The following is an 18,296-nucleotide window of genomic DNA, read 5'->3' on the forward strand; positions in this document are numbered from 1 at the left end:
ATACATTCTAGCTTTGTATAATAAAAAATTATGTAAACTAAATCATTTTACAAATTCAGTGTTATCAACGGTTTAGAAGGTAGCTAAATTTCACGAAATGTATAGAGTATTCATTAGCTTATATACGTAGATATAGCAATAACTTACTTAATGTAAGCGAACAATAAAACGCTCGTAATATGTATACGATATTCATTGAAGTCACTTAACCAAGTGGCTTTTTATTATGTCTGAAAGTGGGTGGTCGAATGATTCCAAATACAGTTGATGTTGCGGGGATTGAATACGAGATAGAAGAAGTAGATCACCTTGAAAGAGATGTCGACCTTCTAGGACAGATATTATATACAAAGGGAATAATCAAACTTGATAGTAGTATTGCTCAGGACAGAAAAGAGCAGGTTTTTGTACATGAATTATTACATGCCATATTTTATGAAGCTGGCATAGAAGAACAGGATGAAGATTTGGTCAATCGTTTAGGAATTGTGCTTTATCAAGTATTAAAACAAAATAAATTATATTTTGGAAAGTCGTAGAGATACGGCTTTTTATTATGCCTTGAAAGTAGGTGAGAAATGTTGGTTCTAGTTCAATTGATACTCGTTGGATTACTTGTCCTTTTCTGTTTGACGTTTAAAAAGAAAGCACAAAAAGTAACGCTTATTAACCCAGAGCAGTTCATATCAAGTGAACCTATCTTACCTGATTTACCTAAAAGAGCTGTAAGAAACACACATTGGTTTACACATACATTCATGCGCCCTCGCAGGAAAGGATAAGGTGATCCAAACTATCTCGTTTTGCTACTGCGTTAAGTAGCTTTTTGTTTGTCCAAAACGTGCTTACGACGCTATAAAAGGTGCATGGAAAATAGCCGACGGGCGTTAAACGGTGGAGGTAAATATGAATTTTATTACGCTATTAATCTCATTCATTAAAATGATATTCGTTTCTAAAGCAACAACAGCTTCAAAACCTGTTCTTCCATTACGTTTGAACATTCAATACTTCTCAGACCCAGCAGGTCCACCAACAGACCCTGTTGACCCGCCAGCTGATCCACCAAGTGACCCACCTGCCAAAGTGGAGTTTACAGCGGAACAACAAGCGGAACTCGATCGAATCCTTGGTGAACGTCTTGGCAAGGCTCAAGCGAAATGGGAGAAAGATTATCAAACTAAATTAGAAGCCGCTAAAACGGAAGCTGAGAAGCTAGCCAAAATGAATGCTGATCAAAAAGCTGAATACGAAGCCCAAAAGCGTGAGGATGAACTCGCAAAACGCGAGGAAGGCATTACTCGTAGAGAACTTCGAGCTACTGCTTTGGAAACATTAGCGGATAAAAGCTTACCCAAAATATTGGCAGACATTCTGGTATACACAGACGCTGAAACGACAAATACAAGTCTTGATGCAGTTGAAAAGGCGTTCCGTGAAGCTGTAGAAACCGGAGTGAATGAACGTCTGAAAGGTACTCCTCCAGGTGGCGGCGGAGGTAGTCAACAACCAAAAGGTTACGATGCCGGTAAATCATTTGCAGAACAAAGAAATCAGAAAGGAAGTGGAAAGTAATGAACTTAAATCCACGAGTAAAAGAGTACGGATCACAAGTTGAAATTTTATACACAGTAAAAGGTTCCATTGAAAAAGTAGGGGGCATCACACTAGATGGCTCCAAGTTTCCCGTAAACACAATTATTAAAGCAGGTACTGCAGTCAGCATTCAAGAGAATGGTCTTGCTAAACCTTGGGCAGATGCTGATACAGGAACACCTTATCTAACGAACCATGATGTAAGCACAGGAGATGCAACAACTGTAAATGTCATTGTTGGTGCATGGGCTGAGGCTCTTGTGGTGGAAAGCAAACTTACTGGTGTTACCGCAGCATTTAAAACAGCAGCTGCAGGACGTTACCGTTACTACTAAAAGAAGAGAAAAAGGATAGGTGATTAGAGAATGGGAATTCTTTCATTAGATCAATTTAAACGAGATACATTTTTAGGTTATGTAGAGAATCGAGTTTTACCTAAGCAATACTTATTGAAAGCTATTAGTGAGTTTGATACGACGTATGACCTTACTTTTGATTATGACGTATTTACTCAATCGTATGCACCAAGCGCAGCTATCACAGGATGGAATGCAGGAGCACCATTACGTGATAAACAAGGATTAAAAACACTTACGCAAGAGATCGCAAAGATTCAACACGGTGTTCGCATTGATGAACGCGAACAATTAAAGTTTACGAATCCGCGAGTGAATGAAGAACGTGAACGCGCTATTCAACGAATTTATGATTTAACAGATCGTTTGATTGAAGGTGTAAATGACACAGAAGAGTGGATTCGAGCTCAAGCGGCTTATGTTGGTGTCATTGCCTACCAATCCAACGACGTTAAGATTAACGTGGATTTCGGCTTACCTGAAATCGTTACCCCAGTAACACCATGGAGCAATAAAGCTACCTCAAATCCATTAGATGATATTCGAGCGGCTATCCAAGCTTTCAAAGATGCTAATGGAGGCATGGCACCGACATATATTGATATTTCAGGAAGCGTACTTTTAGACATTACTCTGAATGAACAGGTCCGAGGGGCGATCTATGGAGTAAACAGTGCCATGATTCCAACACGAGCTCAAATCGAGAGCCTATTGGTTCAAATAGCAGATGCTCCCGTACAAATCCGCGTGAATGACGATCAAATTTCTTTGGATGGTGCTGCAGCATCAAGACTGTTACCTGTTAGAACTGTTGCTTTACTTGGTGCACAACCAATCGTTACGGTTCAAGGACCAACTGTAGAAAAAGACTTCAACCCAGGTATCTATGTTGTCCCTAAAGTAGATATGGGTCCACCACCACAAGAAGAAATTTATGTTGGGGAATCTGCGTTTGTTGGAGTTAAGCAACCATCTCAAATCTACCGCTTGACGGTTTAAGAAAGGAAGTTCACTAGTATGGATAAATATTCAATCGTGAAACCCCTTTTGCAGAATGGGATTGTTTTAACTTCTGGAGAAGTTGAACTAAATACGGATGAAGCAAAACGATTAGTTGAGCTTGAAGTAATCCAAAAAATCGAAAAGGGAAGTAAGAGATCCACTGGTCAAAAACAAGAGGGCGACAAATAGTCGCTCTTTTTTAGGAGATGACATTATGGCGCAATCTCAATTAGAAAAGTTAAGAATCCGTTTAGGAATAAAAACTATTGATCAAGATGACTTGTTGGAATTGTTGTTAGAAGAAGCAAAAGACTTCCTTTTAACGGAGACAAATAGAACTACTCTTCCAGTAAGTTTGGAATCCACGCAAAGGCAATTAGCGATAATTAGCTATAACATGCAAGGTATTGAAGGACAAACGAGTCATTCAGAGGGCGGTATCAGTCGTTCATTCGAAGATTTATCGCCTTCTATACAAAAGACCATCGTACAGCATCGTTTGCTAAAGGCGGCACGTTATGCGACTTAGACAACGGGATTTAAAACCTTATACAGTCAAAGGGCGCATTCCAAAGGAAGATTCGGACGGAACTACTTACGAGGATTGGGAAGAGGAAGGGCATATTATACAAGCCAATATTCAACCTGCAGGAGGTAGGTTAATGGCCGAAATGTACGGAGAACGTTTAGCTTATATGTTGTCAGCTTATGTTGAGTCCGGAACGGATTTGAAGGAAACTGATGGCGTTTGCGTTTACGTTGCCCCTGATCAGAATCCAGATTATAAAGTTGTTGCTTCACCTCCGTGGAGTTCTCATTCCGTTGTGAGTCTGGAGGCGATTCGACCATGACTATTAAAGGATTGAACAGTCTTATACGCAAACTGGATGCGCTTGGTGGGAATAGCCAGAAGGCCCTTAAGACTGGTATTAGAAAGGGAACGATGTTGGTTCAAGGAGATGCGAAAGAGCTTGCACCAGTCGCAGAGATTGATGGAGGTCTTCTCCGCGGAAGTATTCAAGCTAAGGTAACAGAAAAGAACGGAGATATTACTGGTAAAGTCTCAACCAACGTGGAGTACGCAGCTTATGTTGAATTCGGAACAGGACAACGAGGTGAAGGATCTCCTTCGCCTCCTAAATCACCTGAGAATTTAAACTACAGGCAAGATTGGGCGGGCATGGATGCACAACCTTATTTATATCCAGCTCTAAATCAAAATAAAGAAAGAGTTAAAGCAATCGTAAAAGATGAGTTGAAAAAGGAAATCAGAAAGCTTGGTGGTAATTAATGTATGATGTGAAACCAGAAATCAATGCATTGTTAAAGGACATACCAGGTGTAAATGTTTCCGATCAATTTCCCGCAAGTCCATCCCAAACACCGCACATCACTTTTAAGGAAGCTGACAACGCTAATTACCGCAATATGAGTAATGAGGTTCAGTCAGAGATCATCATATTGATTGATATATGGCACACAAAGTCTACGGGATCATTTGCTCAACAAGTAGACGAGAAAATGACCAGTATTGGTTTTCTCCGTCAATTTGCAACAGATTTAAATGACCCTAGTGGTATGAAAAGAAAAACAATGCGCTATCGTGGCGTAGTAGATAAACGAACCAAAATGGTTCATCAATAAAGGAGAGAGTTAATAGTGAATCCACAAATTGAAAACAATTTTAAATACCATTCACCAAAAGAAGGTCAACCCGAAAAATATACGGCTATTCGCGAAAAAGCTAAAGAGCTCGCTTATCTAATTGAACAAGAGTGCCCAAACAGTCGTGAAAAATCAGTTGCTATTACTAATTTAGAAACTGCGGTAATGTGGGCAAATGCTTCAATTGCACGTAACTAATATTGATTAAAAGGAGTGAATACGAATGGCAGGATTATTAACAAAAGACACGACATTAAGCTATAAGGCAGATGGCGGTTCTACCTTTACGGAACTTGAGCATCTAATGGAGGTTCCTGAATTAGGGGGAGATCCAGAAAAAGTAGAAGTAACTACCTTATCTAGCCCAGTTAAGCAATTTATTCCAGGTATTAAAGATTTAGGGGACCTTGCTTTTAAGTTTCTATATGATAACGAAACCACAAATAGTAACTATAGATTACTACGAGGGCTTCAGGAATCTGGAAAAGTAGCAACATTTAGAGTTGAGTATCCAGATGGTACAGGTCACGAATTCGATGCTTATGTAAACGTAAAAATGGATGCTGCAGCTGTTAATGCGGCGATGACGTTCACTGCATCGATGTCGCTACAAAGCGATATTGAAGTGACAAATCCTACAGTGGCTTAAAGTAATTGGTTTAACTTTCGAAATGTGGTAGAATTTTCACATAAATATAAATTCGGAGGTAATCCTTTTGCGTTATTTATTGTGTATTCTACCACCATTAGCTGTTTTGTCGTGTAAAAAGCCAGGTCAATTTATTCTAAGTTGCATATTAACACTACTTGTTTATTTTCCGGGTTTGATTCACGCGATCTTAGTAGTAAATCAATACAATGCAGATAAGCGAAATGATAAATTAATTAGGGCAATTCAACAAAGTAAATAAAACATTAGAAGCACTCTCAATCGAGGGTGCTTTTTATATTGGGAGGAAAACACGTGTATACAACGTTTAAAGTAGGAGATAAAGAGTTCAAGCTTAAAATGGGTGCAGCGGCAATCATAGATTTAGAAAAAAAACTAGGAGGAAGAAATCCTTTGTCTATTCTGATGGGGATAGAAGGCGGAGAAATGCCTTCAATTAGTAGTGTATTACTTATTCTACATGCAGCTATGCAAAAGTTTCACCACTCAACAAAATTCGAAGATGTGTTAAAGCTATACGATGACTACGTAGAGGAAGGTAAATCCTATACGGATTTAATGCCAGTTATGATTGAAGTATTTAAGGTTAGCGGTTTTTTCCCCGGGGCGAAGACGGAGGAAGTGACTCCGGAGAACCAATAAACAACTTAACAGAGCTATTCGAGAAGCTGTATCCGATCGCATGTGAATGTGGTGTGGATGCAGTTTCTTTTTGGGATATGACGTATGCAGAAATCTACACATCTATCAAAGCGTACCAAAAGAGGAAAGAAACTGACTTACAAACGCAAGCGGTTATTTCATATCACCAAGCTAACCTACTTTCTCACTTGATAGGTATTCAGTTCGGTAGCAAACAGGCGCAAAAGGAACTGCATGAAGCTTTCCCGGGTATCTTCCCGAAACTCGAAAAACAAGCGGAACAACAACGAATCAAACAACAGAAATGGCAAGTCATGAAAGCGCGAATCGATGCCTATGCAGCAGAGAAGCGGAAGCGAGGTGAAAGTCGTGGCAATGACGCTAGAAGAACTGCAAATACTGATAACAACTGAAACATCCGGCCTAAGAAGAGAACTCAACAACGTTAAAAACGAAATGAGTGGTCTAGATAAGGCTGTAAAAGGTTCGACGGATGTAATGAAAAAAGCCTTTGCGGGAGTAGCAGCAGCACTTGCTACTCTTGGTATTGGTAAGTATGTAAAAGATGCAATAATGGCATCCAGTCAACTAGAAAGCGCATTTCTGGGATTGCAAAGTATTGTAGAAGGTCAAGGACGATCATTCGCAAAGGCAAAAGGTTTTATTAATGACTATATAGCAGATGGACTTGTGCCAGTAACTAACGCTGTTACAGCTTACAAAAATTTAGCGGCTCGTGGCTATAATGATGAACAAATTGTACAAACAATGGAAAGATTGAAAGATGCGGCGGCATTTGGACGTCAGGCCTCCTATTCGTTAGGTGATGCGGTTACTTCAGCTACTGAAGGTTTGAAAAATGAAAACTCAATCTTAGTAGATAATGCAGGCGTCACAAAGAACGTCGCGAAGATGTGGGATGATTACGCTGCATCAATTGGCACTACGGCCAATAACCTAACTCAGCAACAAAAGATCCAAGCAGAAGTTAACGGCATTATGGAGGAAACCAAATTCCAGGTAGGGGATGCAGCTAGGTACGCTGATACATTTGCAGGGAGGATGTCGCTATTAAGTAAGACGATGGGCGATGTTCAAACAAACATTGGCGATGCGTTTATGCCGATAGCCAATATTGTTATTCCAATACTTCAGAGACTAGCAAACTGGCTAGTGAGAGTCACTGCCTACTTTAGGTATTTCATGCAGGCATTTTTTGGAGTTTCAAAATCCTCTAAGCAATCTAATGCGGTCATAGGTGGCGGTGGAGTAGCGGCTCAAGACTCGTTCGGTACTGCAGCTGAAAACGCAGGAAAGAAAGCAGAGAAGTCAGGGAAAAGGGTAAAGAAAGCAGCAGAAGAAGCTAAACGATCTGTTGCCGGGTTTGATGAAATCAATTCGCTAACCGAACCTTCTAAAAGTAGTAGCGGTGACTCGGGCAGTGGTGGAGGATCTGGCGGAAGTGGTGGCAGTGGAGGAATCGGATTAGGCGATATGGGAATTGATGATTTCGCTATGCCTGAAATCGATACAGAAACGATTCCTGCTCACATTCAAGAAATGGTCGATAAAATTAAAAAATCTTTTAAAGATTTACGTGAAGGGGCTAAAAGTGTAGGCACTATGTTCGCTGAAGCTTTTAGTGGACTAGGTCCTGCACTCCAACCATTTCGAGATGCAGTAGAGCCTATTATGTTATCTCTTTTAAAACTTGGCGGAACAATCTTTCAACTTGTTGATGAATTTATAAAACCTGCTGCAACTTATATTTTGCTAGATTTTATACCATCTTTAGTTGTTGGTTTCGTAAAAGACTTCGCCCCAGTAATTGCCGACGCTTTAGTTTGGGGCTTTGATTTAATGTCCCGACATGCTCAACTTGCAACGGATCTGATTATAGGTCTGTGGAATGATATATGGTTACCGTCATTAGAAAAAGTGAAAAATGCTTGGTTGGATGCAAGTTCGTCCATCGCCAACTCGTTACAAAGTTTACTAGATGGAACCATAAAACCTTTGACTGAGTATATACTAAATAGTTTTTTACTACCTATTGCAAATCAACTTAATCGTGTATTTGTGCCAATTCTTACAGATGTAGTGGTATTTGCATTGCAATTAGTATCTAAAACATTTAAGAATGTTGCAGATACGTTAAACAACCTTACGACAGCTGTTCTTCTTCCAGCTCTAGAAAAAATAAAGAATGCTTTTATGGATATGGTCCCTAGAATAGGTGGAGCGTTACAATCGCTATTAAATGGTACGATTAAGCCGTTTATCGACTATATCCTGAATGATTTCGTCATTCCTATTGCTAAATCTATCATTGAGACATTAGTGCCGATATTTACAGATGTACTCGTATTTGCTTTTAAGGAAACAGCAAGCGCATTTGAATGGCTAGCTAAACTAATGAATGATATTTATAGTACGTTAATCAAACCGTTATTTGATTTAATTAAGAAAATAGTTACCGATACCCTTAAAATTGTCATGGATTTATGGGATAAGCATGGTAAGGATTTATTGAAAAATCTTTCGGATTTACTAAAAAACATCAAGGACCTATTCCAACAACTTTGGGATAAAGTTTTGAAGCCAATCATACAACCGTTTTTAGAAATGCTAACGTCCTTATGGGACAAGCATTTAAAAGGTTTGATTAAGGAAATAGGCGATTTCGTTATGAAACTAGTGAACGCTGCGTTAGAAATCTTGAATAAGTTTATCCTTCCTTTAGTAAATTATTTAGTCGAAAAATTAGGACCGTCCTTCTCTCGTACTTTTACTTTTATTGCTGATATAGCCGGTACTGCGATTGGGGCAATTGCCGATTTGATTAAGGGTTTACTAAAAATTTTAGGCGGATTAATAGATTTTATAGCTGGTGTTTTTACTGGAGACTGGAAACGGGCATGGTCTGGAATAAAAGATGTATTTAAAGGAATTGTCGACATGCTTTCCGGAATTTTCAAAGGCGCTCTAAATATAACGATTGATATCATAAATTCAGCCGTTCGAACAATTATCGACACCTTAAATAACCTGATAAATGGTGCTGTAAAGCTTGCTAATAAAATCCCTGGTATAAACATTGGTTTCTCATCTATATCTGTTCCGAGGATACCTAAACTGGCTCGTGGAGGAATTGTAGATGGAGCAACGAACTTCGGCAACTACATTGCAGGGGAAGCTGGAGCTGAGATGATTGTTCCTCTTGAAAACACGCCTTTTGTGGACAAATTAGCGAGTGCTTTAGGTACTGCAGTTATGGCAGCTATGCAGATGACCAGTCCTCAATCATCTGGTAATGACGGCAGGGATTTAGTGATTCAAATAGATGGAACGACATTCGCTAGATTGATTAAACCATTTACAGATCGTGAAAATAACCGTTTAGGATCTGCAATAATTCAAACACTGTAAGGAGTGGGAATCATGATTAAAATTGACGGCAAGGAGATTCCTACTCCTTCCGATTATTCAGTAGGTATTCAAGATATATCGAAAGCAGAACGGAATGCTAGGGGCAGTATGATTATAGAACGAATCGCTACTAAGCGTAAAATAGAGCTTGCTTGGAAACATTTATCAAAACAGGACTTACAAAGCGTTTTAAATGCAGTAAGTCCTGTTTTCTTTAAAGTCGAATATTTGGACCCTCAAACGAATTCAAGGCAATTAGGTACATTCTATGCCGGTGACAGAAACGTTGGTGCCCTTGACTATATAAACGGCCAGATTCGTTGGAAGGATTGTAAATTTAACATTGTTGAAAGGTAGGCGGACGAATTGATTGAAACAAGTAAAGAATTTAAAGAAGCAGTTTATGCCCCTATCCGGAAAACAACCGCAAAAATTAACTTTGAAATATTAGATAATGACGCATATGAAGATGCAGAAGTGTCATCCAACTCTGAAGCTCCGCTTAGTCGTAAAGAACAGGTGACCAACAAAGTACGGAGATTAACCAATAAATACGCCACGTTTGAGCGTAATTATTTCAGGTTAGATGGAAGTTTTCGAATCCCCCCAAAGCCTGAAGAAGATTCGACGAATGAGGTTGGTTGGTGGAGTGGAGACACTTGTGGTGCAGATGGTATTTTTGTTGTACCGCAAACGCTCACACTCACGTTCACGGAAGAACGAAACTCTATGGGGTTAACTATATATTTCGATATGAATACCGATGAATATGCAACCGATTTCGATATTGATGTCTACCAAGCGGATGATATATTAATAGCATCCGAAAAAATAACAGGAAACAAACAGTCGTCTTTCATATGGGTGCAAGGATTAGACGGGTATCGGAAAATAGTCATTACTGTCCGAAAATGGGTGAATCCTTACCGACGGGCAAGGATAGCTGAATTAGACTTTGGAGTAGTAAATGAATACGAGGGTGACAAACTCATCAAAGTGAATTTGATAGAACAAATGAACGTCGTAGGTGATACCTTACCTGCAAATGAGCTGAAATTCACCATCGATAATTCAAGTAAAGAATTTAATATACTGAACCCAGAAGGATTCTATCGATTTTTGAAGGAGCGCCAAGAGGTTTCGCTAAGCTTCGGTGTTGAAATAGAAGAAAATGTCTATGAATATGTCCAAGCAAAGGGATATTTTCTAACAGATTGGCAATCGGATGAAGGAGCTCTTACAACGACGTTTACCGCACGAAATATTTTTGAATTATTGGAGAAGGAATATAACCCAGCATCCACTTTCAATAATTTTTATGACCTTGCAGAAGATGTTTTAATTAGTGCAGGAGTCATCTTCTATTCCATTGATGAATCTTTAAGGGACATACCTACAGAAGGTTTTCCTGAGAAATTAACGTATCGGAAAGCTTTACAATGTATTGGTATCGCAAGTAAAAGTGCTGTATATCAGGATCGTAGCGGAACGGTAATCATAAAGCCATTTGAAATATTAGATGAAAGTACTTCCTATATTCATTTTGCTGGCGCAGATATGTTTACAGGTATGGTTACTCCAACGGTTTATAGTGGTTTCGATATGAAAAAAATTACGTTCGATAATGTATATAAAGAGCCTCAGATTAAGTTGGACAAATTGCTACAGTCATTAATCGTGACTGTTTATGAAGGAGCAACAAAGCTAGAGTACGAATTCCACAACCCAGAAGTCAAAGAGGGCGCCAGCCTTAAAGTGGATATACCATTAATTAACTCCCTAGAGCACGCTAGAGATGTTGCCCAATGGATCATAACAGAAAGTAACTTACGGGCGTTATACCAAGTCAATTGGAGACAAAATCCATCGCTTGAACCAGGGGATATCGTTTTCATAGAAGATTCGTTTGGCGCAGAGAAACAAAGCCGAATCACTAAACAAGAATATGAATTCGCTGGATATTTAAACGGGAAAACAGAATCAAAAGGCGGTGTTTAAATGTGGATCACGCCTAAATTAACATGGTCTTCAACAGATTACTATAATTATGATGATTTAAACCGGGTGGAGAATAACACGAAAGTGGTTGCTGAATTGGTCGGATACTTTATTGCATTACCGTCACTTTCTTTTGTTGTTAATAGGGATATGAAACAAATCGATTTTGCAGATAGCCTAAATCGAATAGAAAATAATCAGGAAGTGCTGCGGCAAAGGATAACTCCTGATGGATGGACATCCAATAAACTAGACTGGAAGGCAAACGATTCATTTTCATACGCAGATGCAAGACGGTTAGAAACAAATATTAAATTATTATACGAGTATTACAAAGGGAATGCAGAAGCAATACCTTATTGTGGTGCTTTTATTTGTGGAGAGGAAGTGATTTAACATGGCATATGAACCTACCGAATGGAAGAATAGAGAGGTCGAAAAACCAAGAACCTTTACTGTGCAAAATAATGATGATGGCACTATTACTTTAATTCCTGCTGAAGGACAAGTAACTGAACCCGGTACGCCTATTACCGCTTCTAACATGAATAAGATTGAGCAAGGAATATTTGATATTTCCAGGGAATACATGCCGAAAATAGGCGGCGATTTCACTGGACCTATCACGGTAAATGGTAAAGCAATTGGCGGAGATGATATCGATGCAAGAACAGAAACTGTCACCTATTTTATCCGAGCAACAGGTGATGATAATAATGATGGATTAACGAGTGGTACTGCATTTAAGTCATTTCATAAGGCTATTACAAGTTTAAAGAAAATAAACTTTGGAAAGCGAATACTAAATGTTGGTGCTAGTGTAGATATGTCTGGCCCAAATGGAATTGATTATAGAAGTCATGAATTAGCGTATTACTTGGGTGGGGCTATAGAGTTTCATTTTAGTGGAAACGAATATGCACCTAATTGGAGTAATTGTACTGCTAAAATTCTTGTTCAAGGATTTCATCGATATGATACCCCTGTTGTAACGGATGGGTTTGGAACACCATCTACATTTACCAACTGCGTACAAGCAGAAATTGTTAATATGACTTGTGATCGGACAGGCAAACAATCGGCATACTCGGTTACTGAATTCCAAAATGTTGGTTGGGGCAGGGTAGCTAATAGTTCCTTTGTTAATGCTGATCGAGTTGTGTCAGCTAACAACAACTCATACGTATTTACATGGGGGCTGTCTGGAAATGTTAGATCAAACGTTATTCCATTCGCTTCTAGCTCGGGCTCTATATTGGAATTGATAGGAAACACAATCACTGGATATACTGTGCGAGACGAAATTAGTTCAGGCGGACAAATATTCGGTAACTAGAGGGGGATCTAAATGAAAGGATTAATAATCTCTGAAGGAAAAGTATCTAGAGTTCTTAGCGGCATTATAAATATAAATCGCAAAGAAAACACTATTACTTTTAATGAAGGTTTGTCGAAACTCCAAAATATTAATTTTGAGGCATTCGAAATGGTTGTTGATATAGATCAATCTGAATTGAGTATGGGCGATAATATTCCAGAAGATTTTATCGACAAGTCAAATTTAATTACGGTAGAACCTCAAGATGCGCTCATTGATGCATTAGGACAGGAATTAACATCCATTAAGATGGAGTTAATGATGATGAAAGGTGTTGGTAGCATATGAATTTTTGGAAACTTGCTTATGACAGAGGATGGATTCATCCTGACAAAGATATTGCAGCTTTAAAACTACGTGTAGCAGTTATCACAGAAAGCAATCCTTTCGGAGAAATAACAACAGAAGAATATAAGCTAATCACAGGATTAGACTTTTAGATTAAACGCCACTTAGTAGGCGTTATTTTTATACCTAAAGGAGCTGAATAAAACCAATGGGTGTTAAACCAATCATAATAGATGTCGATTTCAAGAAAAACGCGATAATAAAGGAACATAAGGTACGTTACGGAGATAACGTTCCTCTTATGCTTCGCGTATTCGATGATGGCGAGCCTTTCATTTTAACAACCATGCAAACAATTACTTTAGTTATTACTAGGCTCGACCGACAAGTAATTGTATTAAAAGGTGATGTTTTTGAAAATCAGGCAACGTTTAATTTAGGTGGGAAAGAATTAGCGGTAAGTGGAACCATTCAGGCCACAGCGCAATTTTATTGGGCAAACGGACGAGTTTCGACGTTTAACTTTAACCTTATTGCAGAAAAAGACCCTATTTCTAATTACACTCCTTTTCCAGAAGAAAAAACACTGATTGTTCAAGTGTTGGAAAACGGTCCTGTGATTATCGAAGCCGCTCAAACTGCAACCATTGGTGCAATACAAGCTGAAAATGTCGCATTGGGTGCTGCAGAGGAAACAATTAAAACTCGAGATGTATTGGTTGAAGAGGTTGGTGGTGCTCTTCGTGTATTAGAGGAAGATAAAGCAAAAGCTTTATTAGAAATATCCAATGAAAAAACAGACACCGAAAAAGTTAAAAACGAAACATCTCAAGCTAAAGAGGAAATATTAGAAGTTGCAGAAGAGCTTAAAGAAAATGGGAATTATGCTAAAACAGAAGGTGACCGTGCGAAGGCAGAAGCGGACCGTTTAGCAGGCACCGATGTAGCTGTTTTGGACAATAAAATTAACAATGTTAATCAAACTCTTACTACGCAGTTGGCAGATACAGCGAAGAAGTCAGAAGTGCAAAGTCTGGTTACAAACAAAGCAGAGAAAACTGTAGTTGATGCTACAAATTTAAGAATAGACAATTTAGTAATTCCGCTAAGCCCTACAAACTCAAATATAGAGGTCACTGATTCCCATGTTTCGCTTACCAGAAATAAAACATTTAGTTCCTTGAGTAGTCGAATAGAACAAGTAGAAAAAGAAAATTATTTACCCATGAAAAATATTGTCACAAATGGAAGTTTTGAAAGTGGTAAGACTGGATGGACAAGCATGGGTCCTGGAGGTGTATCAAGCACCGAAAGTGGAGTTGCATTGGTAGGCACGTCTTCGTTAAAAATAGTAAATACAAGTGGATCTAGGCGAGAACAACAGAAAGTAACTGTCATCCTTGGTCATAAATATTACGCAAAAGCGAGTGCTTACGTTACAAGCTTCACGTCTGGGGCAATATATTTCAGAGTTAGAAATTCAATTACAAACAACCTTAGTTTTAATAATACTCTTTTAAATAAATGGCAAACATTATCCACAATCGTTAATGCAGACACCGAGGTCATCGATTTAGAAGTGGGCTCTGCCAATTCAAGCACCTACACTGCACACTTCGATGGCATTATAATGATTAATTTAACGGAAACATTTGGCGCAGGAAACGAGCCTTTGGTTGAAGAGATGGATAAATTGATGTCATATTTTGAAGGCGGCTGGTTCGATGGGGCGGTTTCAGAAAATAAACGATTATTAAAACATCTCTTAGACTTATCGCTACAAAACAGTAGATTAATATCCGAGCTGAAGGACTCATCAAATGTCAGTAAAACACCCCCTGTTGTAGGATATATAGATAACCCAATTTCTGCAGACTTTAAAGGTCAAGCTATGGTCACGTTATCTTATGATGACGGACGTATGAATAACTATGACCTTGCTTTACCGTTACACGAAAAACATGGCATACCAGTAACATTTAATGTAATATCAGATCGTTTTGATAGTCCATCATTCTTTTCGGAATCCATTACCAAAAATTGCTTTGATAGAGGGGTGGAAATCGCTTCCCATTCACACTTTCATAATAAGGATTTAACAACAAAAACTGACGAAGAGCTTCATTTTGAATTTAGTGAAAGTCAAAGATTATTGAATGCAGCAATAGGAAGCGAATCAGTTGAAACCATAGCAATTCCGTATTCTGGATATGATGACCGTGTTAAAGCGATTGCTCGACAATATTACAAAGGGGTGCGTGTATTTAGTAATTTACAAAATGACATACCACCTGCTGACCGTTATCACCTATTTTCTAGAATCGCAGTAGGCAATACAACAACTTTCGAACAATTAAAATCTCGTATAGATGAAGCAGTCACACAGAAAAAATGGTGCATTATAATGTTGCATGGGATTAACAATTCGGAAGCAAAAGGCTTATACGACATTGATCAAAAACTACTAGATAAAACGTTAGCATATATTAATAGTTTCGGCAGAGACGTTCTATTGCCAATAAATACAAAAGACGCTTTAAAGTTTTCTTTAGGTAGTGGTTATTAATATTTTTTAATCAAATGGGACAATCTTAATAAAGTATTCTAAAGGAGGAAGTTAAGTGGCATTAAATAACATAGATGAAAATTCGATTGACCTAGAACTACAAGAAATATCTGAAAAAATTGGGGATTTATCCGAGTTAAAAACAACCAATAAGACAGATATTGTAAGCTCCATAAATGAAGTTGTCACACAGTTAGGGAATGTATCTTTACAGATAGAAGAGAAATTCCTCTTTCAAGATGACAAGCGACTAAACTTATCATTTATAAGTGATGAAGGACACTTAACTATATTCGATGGAAGCAAGGCAGTTAACGGGAATTACGCTATAAATAGTTCTGGAGCTAGTGGATATATATCTAATTCAACAGCAGTTTCGAACGCCAATTGGGTGAATTTTGGAATGCCAATTGGCGTTGCTATCGGGGACAGCACAGCAGAAGGGCATCCTGGGGCACATGGAAGATTACACAGTGACTCAAGCGGAACTGTTGATTTGAATAGACCAAATACACCTGGGCAGTTGTCTTATCATCTCGAATTACAGTTAGGAATTCGTGTTTTCAATCATGGTATTGGAGGACAAACGTCCCAACAAGTTCGTGACCGCTGGCATAGGGATGTATTGGCACAAGAAGACTTAACGTTGACACCATCAAAAACACTTGAGAAAAAACCTGGATTTGTTAGTATTTCTGTAGGCATAAACGACATTTTTGGAGGTGTCACAGTTGAAACTATTATAGATAACGTTGAATATATGATTGACAGTGCTCTATCCAATGGTATCAGACCAATTGTTTTCAACGTAAGTCCGCATAAGTTAAATACACCTGCGAGTATTGAAAAAATTAAACAATATAATTCTTGGCTTTTAAGTAAATCTAAAATAACTCCAGATATGGTATTAATAGATTATTATAGCGTAACTAATGATATTACGAATGATGGATACCCCAAAGCAGGAGTGTTTGTAGATAATATACATCCGACTAAATCATTCTACGAAGTAATGGCGAAAAAGGTAATGGATGAAGCATTTAGCGGTAAAATTACTAGACCAAAAAATTTAGGGTTTTCGACTGCAATTGATGCCACTTCTTCACCTTCATCTCTAGCAAGACCTGAGATGATAATTGTTAAAATAAACGAACAAACTCCTTTAATTTATAGAATTCCAAATACTCCATATGAAATACTTGAGCTACAATGGACAGGAATAGCTGACAAAATCTCAATTAAAATTGTTTCTAGTCAACAAGTGACTGAGGGAAACAACTATGCTGTAAACAGAAAATATATATCGGAAGTATGGATAACAGGGAAAGAATCAACTGTAAAAGCAATAGGTAAAGTAGAAACTTTGCCAACAGCTCTTGGGGTAGAACAAGGGCGATTTACATTAATACGTGCAGGAGTGCATGACAGCGTTAATGCAGAGAATCCAAGAATAGTTACTGGGGTAGCTGCTGAAACAACAAGTGCAAATTCCCCTATAATTACTAAAGGGCTAGCTTATGTTTACAACAGTGCTGATACATTTAATGAAGGAGATTATATATTTGCATCGGCAACTGCGAGAGCTAGTAAAGTGACTGATATGACAGTACAAAACCCTGTAGCTAAATACATTAAGAGATTAGAAACAAACTACATTCTGGTGGAACTACTCTAAAGGAACAAACTGTGCAATAGTGTGTATTAGTATTTATTGATGTACATTAGTGTGAATAGGACAAATAGTTACCTTCATAAGATGAGTCAAAACACTAGATGGAGGTGGCTGTTTTGGATTATGAGTATTACATTGTAAATGACTTCGAGAATACATTTTACGTTGCAGGAGATTCTATTCAGCGAATTATAGAGGCAACGGGGATATCTGAAACGCATGCGACAATCAGTTTTATGAAAACAATGAAATGTGACAGAGTAGCACGTTTCCCAATCGATACTCCTATAGAAGTAATCATCGAATGGATAGACTATGGCACAGGTTCACGTTTTGAGTAACCATTACTTATTAATAAGTATTGATATTTATTCATATTTATCTGGCAATACTCTCAAGGGAGGGTTGTTCGATGGCTATGGAAAGGGTAAATATCACAGTTGATCCAGAAAAACTTAATGAGTTTTACCGATTTGCTGCTAAAAAGGGGATTAAATTTTCTACTTGGGTTCAAGCCAAAATGGATGAATTCATCGAAGAAGAAAAAATGATAGAAGAATATCGAAAAAGTAAGAAATGAAGACACTCAATCGGGTGTCTTTTTTATCGCACAGTTGTATATACTCCTCTTTATAAATGCTTACAAATGTTGATATATCAGTGTTTGTGTAAACTCAAAGCGATTGGAACAAACTGCGAAGTAGTAAATTAGTAAAAAAAGAGAGCTAACGGATCACTCCGAAGGCTCTTTTTCTAATTTTAAAATATCGGTAATTTCACATTCAAGTACTTCACAAATTTTAGCTAATCTGTCTAACGGAAAGCGAACGGTTTTATTCAAACACATTAAATTGATGGCTGGTTGTGGTATATCGGTAAGCTTAGACAACTGATGTTGAGACAAGTCACGTTCATCTAATAATTCTTGTAAAGTAACGCGTATCTTCATTCAAACACCTCCTCCATTATGATATGTTAAATATATCGCATTATGCTTGATATGTAAAACATATTAGTGTATGATATGTTTAACA

General features: G+C 38.1%; 27 protein-coding genes. 26 read left to right on the forward strand and 1 reads right to left on the reverse strand.

Annotated elements, in window-relative coordinates; translation table 11 throughout:
* The first annotated feature begins 248 nt into the window (after nucleotides 1-248).
* The 26 genes from FG382_RS07965 (at nucleotide 249) to FG382_RS22585 (ending at nucleotide 17,842) form a co-directional block, all read left to right on the forward strand.
* Nucleotides 249-539 (forward strand): ImmA/IrrE family metallo-endopeptidase, encoded by a 291-nt coding sequence (locus tag FG382_RS07965; protein ID WP_142538368.1) that lies wholly within the window; start codon nucleotides 249-251, stop codon nucleotides 537-539.
* A gap of 39 nt (nucleotides 540-578) precedes the next feature.
* Entirely contained in the window at nucleotides 579-782 is a 204-nt protein-coding gene (locus FG382_RS07970; RefSeq protein ID WP_142538369.1) for a hypothetical protein, read from the forward strand.
* 124 nt (nucleotides 783-906) lie between these two features.
* Nucleotides 907-1,575 (forward strand): DUF4355 domain-containing protein, encoded by a 669-nt coding sequence (locus tag FG382_RS07975; protein ID WP_211356375.1) that lies wholly within the window; start codon nucleotides 907-909, stop codon nucleotides 1,573-1,575.
* Entirely contained in the window at nucleotides 1,575-1,931 is a 357-nt protein-coding gene (locus tag FG382_RS07980) for a hypothetical protein (protein WP_142538370.1), read from the forward strand. The genes FG382_RS07975 and FG382_RS07980 overlap by 1 nt, the downstream gene beginning before the upstream one ends.
* A gap of 30 nt (nucleotides 1,932-1,961) precedes the next feature.
* Nucleotides 1,962-2,951, forward strand: a complete 990-nt coding sequence (locus tag FG382_RS07985; protein ID WP_142538371.1) for a major capsid protein — start codon at nucleotides 1,962-1,964, stop codon at nucleotides 2,949-2,951.
* An 18-nt stretch (nucleotides 2,952-2,969) separates the two neighbouring features.
* Nucleotides 2,970-3,143, forward strand: coding sequence for a hypothetical protein (locus FG382_RS22580; RefSeq protein ID WP_170206473.1), 174 nt, complete (start codon nucleotides 2,970-2,972; stop codon nucleotides 3,141-3,143).
* A gap of 25 nt (nucleotides 3,144-3,168) precedes the next feature.
* A complete protein-coding gene (locus tag FG382_RS07990) occupies nucleotides 3,169-3,483 on the forward strand; it encodes a phage head-tail connector protein (protein WP_142538372.1) in 315 nt (104 codons plus the stop codon).
* Entirely contained in the window at nucleotides 3,473-3,805 is a 333-nt protein-coding gene (locus FG382_RS07995; protein ID WP_142538373.1) for a hypothetical protein, read from the forward strand. The genes FG382_RS07990 and FG382_RS07995 overlap by 11 nt, the downstream gene beginning before the upstream one ends.
* Nucleotides 3,802-4,245 carry an HK97-gp10 family putative phage morphogenesis protein gene (locus tag FG382_RS08000; RefSeq protein ID WP_142538374.1) on the forward strand — a complete coding sequence of 148 codons (444 nt, stop codon included), beginning with the start codon at nucleotides 3,802-3,804 and terminating at the stop codon, nucleotides 4,243-4,245. Before FG382_RS07995 ends, FG382_RS08000 begins: the two co-directional genes overlap by 4 nt.
* Nucleotides 4,245-4,598 (forward strand): hypothetical protein, encoded by a 354-nt coding sequence (locus FG382_RS08005; protein ID WP_142538375.1) that lies wholly within the window; start codon nucleotides 4,245-4,247, stop codon nucleotides 4,596-4,598. The genes FG382_RS08000 and FG382_RS08005 overlap by 1 nt, the downstream gene beginning before the upstream one ends.
* Before the next feature lie 15 nt (nucleotides 4,599-4,613).
* Nucleotides 4,614-4,817, forward strand: coding sequence for an Acb2/Tad1 domain-containing protein (locus FG382_RS08010; RefSeq protein WP_142538376.1), 204 nt, complete (start codon nucleotides 4,614-4,616; stop codon nucleotides 4,815-4,817).
* A gap of 25 nt (nucleotides 4,818-4,842) precedes the next feature.
* Nucleotides 4,843-5,268, forward strand: a complete 426-nt coding sequence (locus FG382_RS08015) for a phage tail tube protein (protein WP_142538377.1) — start codon at nucleotides 4,843-4,845, stop codon at nucleotides 5,266-5,268.
* 79 nt (nucleotides 5,269-5,347) lie between these two features.
* Complete coding sequence (locus tag FG382_RS08020; protein WP_425328520.1) at nucleotides 5,348-5,530, forward strand: YqaE/Pmp3 family membrane protein; 183 nt, start codon at nucleotides 5,348-5,350, stop codon at nucleotides 5,528-5,530.
* A 53-nt stretch (nucleotides 5,531-5,583) separates the two neighbouring features.
* Nucleotides 5,584-5,931, forward strand: a complete 348-nt coding sequence (locus tag FG382_RS08025; RefSeq protein ID WP_142538379.1) for a DUF6096 family protein — start codon at nucleotides 5,584-5,586, stop codon at nucleotides 5,929-5,931.
* A 53-nt stretch (nucleotides 5,932-5,984) separates the two neighbouring features.
* The gene (locus FG382_RS08030; protein WP_142538380.1) at nucleotides 5,985-6,344 is read left to right on the forward strand and encodes a hypothetical protein; all 360 of its coding nucleotides are present in this window, start codon (nucleotides 5,985-5,987) and stop codon (nucleotides 6,342-6,344) included.
* The gene (locus tag FG382_RS08035) at nucleotides 6,301-9,360 is read left to right on the forward strand and encodes a tape measure protein (RefSeq protein ID WP_142538381.1); all 3,060 of its coding nucleotides are present in this window, start codon (nucleotides 6,301-6,303) and stop codon (nucleotides 9,358-9,360) included. The genes FG382_RS08030 and FG382_RS08035 overlap by 44 nt, the downstream gene beginning before the upstream one ends.
* A 12-nt stretch (nucleotides 9,361-9,372) precedes the next feature.
* The gene (locus tag FG382_RS08040; RefSeq protein WP_142538382.1) at nucleotides 9,373-9,717 is read left to right on the forward strand and encodes a DUF6711 family protein; all 345 of its coding nucleotides are present in this window, start codon (nucleotides 9,373-9,375) and stop codon (nucleotides 9,715-9,717) included.
* A 9-nt stretch (nucleotides 9,718-9,726) separates the two neighbouring features.
* Nucleotides 9,727-11,358 carry a hypothetical protein gene (locus FG382_RS08045; protein ID WP_142538383.1) on the forward strand — a complete coding sequence of 544 codons (1,632 nt, stop codon included), beginning with the start codon at nucleotides 9,727-9,729 and terminating at the stop codon, nucleotides 11,356-11,358.
* Nucleotides 11,359-11,754 carry a hypothetical protein gene (locus tag FG382_RS08050; protein WP_142538384.1) on the forward strand — a complete coding sequence of 132 codons (396 nt, stop codon included), beginning with the start codon at nucleotides 11,359-11,361 and terminating at the stop codon, nucleotides 11,752-11,754.
* 1 nt (nucleotide 11,755) lies between these two features.
* The gene (locus FG382_RS08055) at nucleotides 11,756-12,694 is read left to right on the forward strand and encodes a hypothetical protein (protein WP_142538385.1); all 939 of its coding nucleotides are present in this window, start codon (nucleotides 11,756-11,758) and stop codon (nucleotides 12,692-12,694) included.
* 12 nt (nucleotides 12,695-12,706) lie between these two features.
* Nucleotides 12,707-13,024, forward strand: a complete 318-nt coding sequence (locus FG382_RS08060; RefSeq protein ID WP_142538386.1) for a hypothetical protein — start codon at nucleotides 12,707-12,709, stop codon at nucleotides 13,022-13,024.
* Nucleotides 13,021-13,176, forward strand: a complete 156-nt coding sequence (locus tag FG382_RS08065) for an XkdX family protein (RefSeq protein ID WP_142538387.1) — start codon at nucleotides 13,021-13,023, stop codon at nucleotides 13,174-13,176. Before FG382_RS08060 ends, FG382_RS08065 begins: the two co-directional genes overlap by 4 nt.
* A gap of 56 nt (nucleotides 13,177-13,232) precedes the next feature.
* Complete coding sequence (locus FG382_RS08070) at nucleotides 13,233-15,590, forward strand: polysaccharide deacetylase family protein (protein ID WP_142538388.1); 2,358 nt, start codon at nucleotides 13,233-13,235, stop codon at nucleotides 15,588-15,590.
* 55 nt (nucleotides 15,591-15,645) lie between these two features.
* Entirely contained in the window at nucleotides 15,646-17,265 is a 1,620-nt protein-coding gene (locus tag FG382_RS08075; RefSeq protein ID WP_142538389.1) for an SGNH/GDSL hydrolase family protein, read from the forward strand.
* Nucleotides 17,266-17,378: 113 nt separating this feature from the next.
* Nucleotides 17,379-17,603: a hypothetical protein gene (locus tag FG382_RS08080; protein ID WP_142538390.1), complete on the forward strand. Its 225-nt coding sequence runs from the start codon at nucleotides 17,379-17,381 to the stop codon at nucleotides 17,601-17,603.
* 71 nt (nucleotides 17,604-17,674) lie between these two features.
* Nucleotides 17,675-17,842, forward strand: a complete 168-nt coding sequence (locus tag FG382_RS22585; protein WP_170206474.1) for a hypothetical protein — start codon at nucleotides 17,675-17,677, stop codon at nucleotides 17,840-17,842.
* 153 nt (nucleotides 17,843-17,995) lie between these two features.
* On the opposite strand, the gene FG382_RS08085 is transcribed toward FG382_RS22585, so the two are convergent.
* The gene (locus FG382_RS08085; protein WP_142538391.1) at nucleotides 17,996-18,211 is read right to left on the reverse strand and encodes a helix-turn-helix domain-containing protein; all 216 of its coding nucleotides are present in this window, start codon (nucleotides 18,209-18,211) and stop codon (nucleotides 17,996-17,998) included.
* Between the last annotated feature and the right edge of the window lie 85 nt (nucleotides 18,212-18,296).

The sequence above is a fragment of the Psychrobacillus lasiicapitis genome (assembly GCF_006861795.1).
Classification (GTDB): Bacteria; Bacillota; Bacilli; order Bacillales_A; family Planococcaceae; genus Psychrobacillus; species Psychrobacillus lasiicapitis.

Bases quoted from the DNA above. Each gene is read 5' to 3' on its own strand.
- FG382_RS07965 (WP_142538368.1), top strand. From the start codon at position 249: ATGATTCCAAATACAGTTGATGTTGCGGGGATTGAATACGAGATAGAA.
- FG382_RS07970 (WP_142538369.1), top strand. From the start codon at position 579: ATGTTGGTTCTAGTTCAATTGATACTCGTTGGATTACTTGTCCTTTTC.
- FG382_RS07975 (WP_211356375.1), top strand. From the start codon at position 907: ATGAATTTTATTACGCTATTAATCTCATTCATTAAAATGATATTCGTT.
- FG382_RS07980 (WP_142538370.1), top strand. From the start codon at position 1,575: ATGAACTTAAATCCACGAGTAAAAGAGTACGGATCACAAGTTGAAATT.
- FG382_RS07985 (WP_142538371.1), top strand. From the start codon at position 1,962: ATGGGAATTCTTTCATTAGATCAATTTAAACGAGATACATTTTTAGGT.
- FG382_RS22580 (WP_170206473.1), top strand. From the start codon at position 2,970: ATGGATAAATATTCAATCGTGAAACCCCTTTTGCAGAATGGGATTGTT.
- FG382_RS07990 (WP_142538372.1), top strand. From the start codon at position 3,169: ATGGCGCAATCTCAATTAGAAAAGTTAAGAATCCGTTTAGGAATAAAA.
- FG382_RS07995 (WP_142538373.1), top strand. From the start codon at position 3,473: ATGCGACTTAGACAACGGGATTTAAAACCTTATACAGTCAAAGGGCGC.
- FG382_RS08000 (WP_142538374.1), top strand. From the start codon at position 3,802: ATGACTATTAAAGGATTGAACAGTCTTATACGCAAACTGGATGCGCTT.
- FG382_RS08005 (WP_142538375.1), top strand. From the start codon at position 4,245: ATGTATGATGTGAAACCAGAAATCAATGCATTGTTAAAGGACATACCA.
- FG382_RS08015 (WP_142538377.1), top strand. From the start codon at position 4,843: ATGGCAGGATTATTAACAAAAGACACGACATTAAGCTATAAGGCAGAT.
- FG382_RS08040 (WP_142538382.1), top strand. From the start codon at position 9,373: ATGATTAAAATTGACGGCAAGGAGATTCCTACTCCTTCCGATTATTCA.
- FG382_RS08050 (WP_142538384.1), top strand. From the start codon at position 11,359: ATGTGGATCACGCCTAAATTAACATGGTCTTCAACAGATTACTATAAT.
- FG382_RS08055 (WP_142538385.1), top strand. From the start codon at position 11,756: ATGGCATATGAACCTACCGAATGGAAGAATAGAGAGGTCGAAAAACCA.
- FG382_RS08060 (WP_142538386.1), top strand. From the start codon at position 12,707: ATGAAAGGATTAATAATCTCTGAAGGAAAAGTATCTAGAGTTCTTAGC.
- FG382_RS08065 (WP_142538387.1), top strand. From the start codon at position 13,021: ATGAATTTTTGGAAACTTGCTTATGACAGAGGATGGATTCATCCTGAC.
- FG382_RS08070 (WP_142538388.1), top strand. From the start codon at position 13,233: ATGGGTGTTAAACCAATCATAATAGATGTCGATTTCAAGAAAAACGCG.
- FG382_RS22585 (WP_170206474.1), top strand. From the start codon at position 17,675: ATGGCTATGGAAAGGGTAAATATCACAGTTGATCCAGAAAAACTTAAT.
- FG382_RS08085 (WP_142538391.1), bottom strand. From the start codon at position 18,211: ATGAAGATACGCGTTACTTTACAAGAATTATTAGATGAACGTGACTTG.